General features: G+C 44.1%; 2 protein-coding genes. Both read right to left on the bottom strand.

The window, feature by feature from the left end:
* The coding region (gene pyrD, locus CAG60_RS15890) for a quinone-dependent dihydroorotate dehydrogenase (protein WP_161439401.1) at positions 1-951 on the bottom strand (951 nt) is incomplete at its 3' end.
* Between the two features lie 71 nt (positions 952-1022).
* Positions 1023-5864, bottom strand: a complete 4842-nt coding sequence (locus CAG60_RS15885) for an NAD-glutamate dehydrogenase (RefSeq protein WP_161439400.1) — start codon at positions 5862-5864, stop codon at positions 1023-1025.
* Positions 5865-6000: the final 136 nt, after the last annotated feature.

The following is a 6000-nucleotide window of genomic DNA, read 5'->3' as shown; positions in this document are numbered from 1 at the left end:
CACTTGGACTAACTTAGCACCGGCGAGTAATTTTTCTTTCGCTGCCACATAGCTATCCACTCCTCCAACACCAATGATTGGAATTTGTTCACCGAGCTGTTGATATAATAGTTTTACGACTTCAGTGCTGCGTGATTGCAGTGGACGACCACTCAGTCCCCCTGCCTCATTAGCAAATTTCATTCCTTCCACTAAAGTACGATCTAAAGTGGTATTGGTAGCAATCACCCCGTCGATATTGTGCTTGAGTAAAGATTGGCAAATTTGCTGCAGCTCATCATCCGTTAGGTCTGGTGCAATTTTTAAGGTTAGAGGTACGTATTTGTTGTGTTGCTCAGCGAGCGCGGTCTGCTTCTGTTTTAAGACGCAGAGTAACTCATCTAAAGCTTCGCCATATTGTAACGTTCGTAACCCAGGGGTATTGGGTGAAGAAATATTCACCGCAATATAACCAGCATAGGGATACACCTTCTCCATACAAATTAAATAATCTTCAGCACCCTTTTCAATTGGCGTGTCTTTATTCTTACCAATATTGATCCCAATGATGCCATCATAATTCGCTTGCTTTACCTTCTCCACTAAGTGATCAACACCCAGGTTATTAAACCCCATTCGATTAATGATACCTTCAGCATGCACTAAACGAAATAAACGAGGTTTATCATTACCTGATTGCGGTCGAGGTGTCACTGTGCCCACTTCAATAAATCCAAAGCCCATCGCGGCAAACGCATCAATGCATTCGCCATTTTTATCAAGGCCAGCGGCTAAACCAACAGGATTTTTAAACGTGAGTCCCATGCATTCGACAGGACGATGAGGAAGGTGTTGACGATAGAAGAGATCAAGCGGTGTACCGGTAAAGCGTTTGAAATTTTGAATGGCGAGATCATGCGCCCTTTCAGCATCCAATTGAAAAAAGCCAGCTCTGGCTAAGCGGTAAAGCATTGTGCCTCCGAAAAAAAAGCCCCGTATAAACGGGGCGTTATTATTGACCTATTTGTCGCACAATTCAATGCTTATTCGGTCGCCACACAATTTAAGTTGAGCAACATCAATTCACGCATCGCAACGGAAAACTTAGCAAACTCATGTACCGAGCCCACTTTAAATTCATTAAGAATATTTTCCCAACGCTGTAGTGAAACGCTGTTATTGTCCATCCAACGTTGCAGAGCATGAATCACATCCGTAGTCTCTGACCCATTGATCGCATTAAGCACTTGTGCGGTTAATTGGCGTTGCTGCCAGTCGAGATCTTCTCTAAATGCCGCTCTTGCCAATGCCTGCCAGTTATTTTCAACCGCTTGATTATTTATCTGTTTCAAGAACCAATGAATCGATAAACGATCGCCCAGATTAAAATATAATTTAGCAACATGCTCAACTGGAATCGCCTTCTCATGAGAGACAGTAGAGATATCCAGTACTGAGTAAAGGCTGGATAGACGAGCGACATAATGCGCTAAGTCCGAATTGATGCCTTGTTCTATCCAGCTATTCGCCAGCAAATCATGTTCAGCAACTTCATCAGCCACCAGCAAACTATCTAACTGACAAGTAATACTGCGTACGTCCGATTGGTACTGATCAATGAGCGTTTGCACAGACTGTTTTCCAGTGCGATTACGCAGCAACCAACGAGATAGACGACGCAACGTTCGACGAACTTGGAACATCACTTGATATTGAGCACTCGCTGTCGCTTGATTATCCAGTGAACGAACTTGCTGCAATACGCTACCGAGCTCGAAAATTTCACGGGCAGCCGCGTAAGAATGAGCAATATCCGTTACGCTAGCTCCAGTCTCTTCTTGCAAACGCGTCACAAAATTGCAACCCATTTCATTAACCATTTGGTTAGCTAATGCAGTGGCAATGATTTCTTTACGCAGTGGATGGTTGTGCATCTGCTGCGAATAGTCACCACGTAACTTTGATGGGAAGTACTGAATCAATTGCTGCGCATGGAACTGATCATTAGCTATCTCATCACAAGCCAACTCCTCTTTTAAGGCCATTTTTCCATAGGCCACCAGCACGGCAAGCTCTGGTCGAGTTAATGCAAAACCTTGTTTCTCTCTTTCTAACAACGTTTCGTCATCAGGAATATGCTCTAAGGCGCGGTCAAGATAACCCGTTTTCTCCATGTGATGAATGAAACGAATTTGCTCTTTAACCACCTCAACGCCCAATTGCTCAGTTACCGAAATAGACTCTGACTGAGTGTAAGCATCTTCAATAACAATTTCACCGACTTCCTCTTCCATGGATTCTAGAATGTGGTTGCGCTGTTTTACGGTTAGATCGCCATTGGCGACTAAACCATTCAAGAAGATCTTAATATTGACTTCATTATCCGAGCAATCAACCCCACCTACGTTGTCAACGAAATCGGTATTCACTCGACCACCGGTGAGCGCGTACTCTACTCGCCCTTGCTGAGTCATACCTAAGTTACCGCCTTCACCAATAATTTTGGCTTTGACTTCACGACCGTCAATACGCAGTGCGTCATTCGCTCTATCACCGACATCGGCATGCGATTCTTTCGATGATTTGATGTAAGTGCCGATCCCACCATTCCACAGAAGATCAACCTGCATCTTCAGGATCATCTTGATCAATTCATTCGGAGCGGCTGACGCTTTCTTAGTACCAAGCATTTTTTGAATTTCTGGACTAAGCGCGATTGATTTCGCTTTGCGAGAGAAAACGCCACCACCTTGCGAGATCAAGCTTGGATTGTAATCTTCCCAGCTAGAGCGTGGTAATTGGAACAGACGTTGCCGCTCTTGCCAGCTTGTTTGAGCATCTGGACTCGGATCAATAAAGATATGCAAATGGTTAAAAGCGGCTTGTAAACGAATATGTTGCGATAACAACATACCATTACCAAACACATCGCCCGCCATATCACCGATACCGACCGCGGTAAAATCCGTCGTTTGACAGTTAATACCGAGTTCTCGGAAATGACGTTTAACCGATTCCCAACCACCACGAGCAGTAATACCCATGGCTTTATGGTCATAACCATTAGAGCCACCAGAGGCAAACGCGTCCCCTAACCAGAATTGGTAATCCGCCGATACCGAGTTTGCTAAATCAGAGAAGGTCGCTGTCCCTTTGTCGGCAGCGACAACCAAATAAGGATCATCTTCATCATGACGAACCACATTACGTGGCGGGACAATTTCACCTTCAATAATGTTATCCGTGACATCTAATAATGCTTGGATAAAGCGCTTGTAACAACGTTGTCCTTCGGCAAAGATTTCATCTCGTCCCGTCAGTAAATGCTGTTTCTTACAAACAAAACCGCCTTTCGCTCCAACGGGAACAATCACGGTATTTTTTACTTGTTGAGCTTTTACTAAGCCTAAAATCTCGGTCCGGAAATCTTCTTGGCGATCAGACCAACGTAAACCACCGCGGGCAACTTTACCACCACGTAGATGAACCCCTTCCATATCCGGCGCATAGACAAAAATTTCAAAAGCCGGTACGGGAGCTGGGATATCTGGAATTTCCCGTGGTTTTAGCTTAAGAGCCAGCCAAGGTTTCGGTTGTTTCTCTTCATCTATTTGGAAATAGTTCGTACGTAGCGTTGCGCAGATCATTTCCATATAACGGCGAAGAATACGGTCATCATCGAGACTTTCGACATGATCCAATTGCTCGGTTAACTGAGTAATCAGCTCCGCTTGGCCTTTTTGCGAACCTTTAAATTTAGGATCAAAACGACGTACAAACAGATCAACCAACCCTTTCGCTAGGTCGGGATAATGACTTAAGGTATCTTCAATATAGTGTTGGCTGAATGGGAAACCGACTTGACGCATGTAACGTGCATAAGCGCGTAAAATAGAAATCTCACGTCCAGTTAAAGAAGCACCAAGCACTAAGCGGTTAAAACCATCACTCTCTAATTCGCCATGCCAAATGGCTGAAAATGCTTGTTGGAAACGATCGCGTGCTTCACGCAAATCAACTTGCTTCTCGCTCTTATGCAACATAGAGAAATCTAGAATCCAATAGACTTGGCCATTGGTCTTCGTCACTTCGTATGGCGATTCACCGATGACACGTAAGCCAAGGTTTTCTAACATCGGCATCACATCGGACAGATGAATCGGCTCATCACGATGATACAGTTTTAAGCGCACCGCCTTAGAATCTTTCGCCTCTTCTTGAGGACGATAAAACAGCATGCCGAGTTTGTTATCTTCATTCAGGGCTTCTAATCGTTCAATATCCGCAACCGCGGAGCCAGGCATAACATCTTCTTTATAAGAACGAGGAAAAGCGCGTTGATACTCTTTGGCTAATGATAAACCTGAACTTTCGCCAAAATTGGCAATAATTGCTTCGGATAAACGATCATCCCAGCTGGTGGATGCTTCCATTAAATTTTGCTCTATCTTCTTAACATCAATATTGGCACTGTTATTTTCTACCCGCACAATATAATGCGTTCTCGCTAGCGGGCTTTCAGAAAAATAGGTGGTGAATTCCACTTCTTGTTCACAACCAAAATACTGCTTTAATAAGCGCTGTGTTTGACGGCGTAGTTCGGTGTTGTAACGCTCTTTAGTGACATAAACCATGCAACTAAAGAAACGGCCAAAGGGGTCTTTGCGAACAAACAGACGGATCAGGTCACGGTCTTGCATCTGCACAACCCCCATCCCCACTTCAAGAAGCTCTTCTTCTTTCGCTTGCAAAAGCTCATCGCGAGGATAGTTCTCTAAAATATTGTGTAATGCTTTATAGGCATAAGAGCCCTCACGATAGCCACTTGCTTTAAGAATACGTTGTACCTTCTCGCGAACCAGTGGAATGCTTTCGACCGTTTGATTATAAACGGCTGAGGTGTATAAACCCGTGAAACGATGCTCACCAATCACTTTACCATTGGCATCAAACTTCTTAATGCCAATATAATCGGTATACGCTGGGCGATGAATGCGCGACTGTTTGTTGCCTTTAGTCAGGATCAGTAAGAAAGGCTTCTTCGCTTCTAAACGAGCAGAGTCGGAAAACTGTGATAATTTAACACCACGAACCCGTTTCGGATCCGAAAATAAGCCTAATCCTGCATCTGGCGTAGGTCGAAGCTCAGTGTCATCGTCGTGATTAACCAGATCAAATTCTTTATAACCCATGAAAGTGAAATTATGCGCGCCAAGCCAGCGTAAGAAAACGAGAGTTTCTTGATAATGTTCAGCATCAACCGGAATATGGTTTTTATGCGACTCTAACTCCTCAATCACTTGCTCAAGCTTACTCGCCATTGGCTTCCAGTCTTGAACGACCAAAGCCGTATCACTGAGGATTTCCAATAGCTCCTCTTTTAGCGCCGTCATCTCTTCTTTGCTGCTGAGTCTATCCACTTCAATATGAAAGAGTGATTGCAACGCGCCAGCGCCTTGACCAATGCTAAGCACCGCACCGTTATTGTCTCGTTCGATGTGCGTTGGGCCGTTTAGCATTAAGTGCGATGTTAAATCGAGACGACTTAAGGTCATTTTGATTGAATCAACAAGGAAAGGAGTATCGGGTACGACAATTTCAACGATCGTATGAGTCGATTGCCAACCATGTTTACTGACGGTTGGGTTAAATACACGTACCGAACGTTGGTCGGCTTTCTTTTCATTAATATGATGCCAAAGACTGACTACGGCACCGTATAAGTCAGATTCATTACGTTTACTAAGATCGTCTTGCGCAACATTACTAAATAGGTGTTGGCCGAGTTGAGTAACAAGAGGTTGGTGAGCAAGCTCAAGTTTGTCTTGAATTAGCTGGTATACTTTTTCAAGTAGAACCGGCATCAAACTTTCACGCGCGGTCATATGCGACTCCAAATATTAGAATTATAGGCTGGTAGGGTATGCGCTAAGCATAGTTGTAACTTACGGTAATGCGAGGCCTATTGTAGTGCTTTGCTAACCATTCGTTAACGCATTTGGACGCAATTGATAGTGAAAT

The organism is Vibrio sp. V33_P6A3T137, assembly GCF_009904835.1.
Classification (GTDB): Bacteria; Pseudomonadota; Gammaproteobacteria; order Enterobacterales; family Vibrionaceae; genus Vibrio; species Vibrio metschnikovii.
The sequence above is the reverse complement of the archived record's forward strand: the minus strand, read 5'-3'. Positions and strand labels throughout refer to the sequence as shown.

What these genes read in the sequence shown, in the direction of transcription:
- CAG60_RS15885 (WP_161439400.1), bottom strand. Translation starts at nt 5,864, where the DNA reads ATGACCGCGCGTGAAAGTTTGATGCCGGTTCTACTTGAAAAAGTATAC.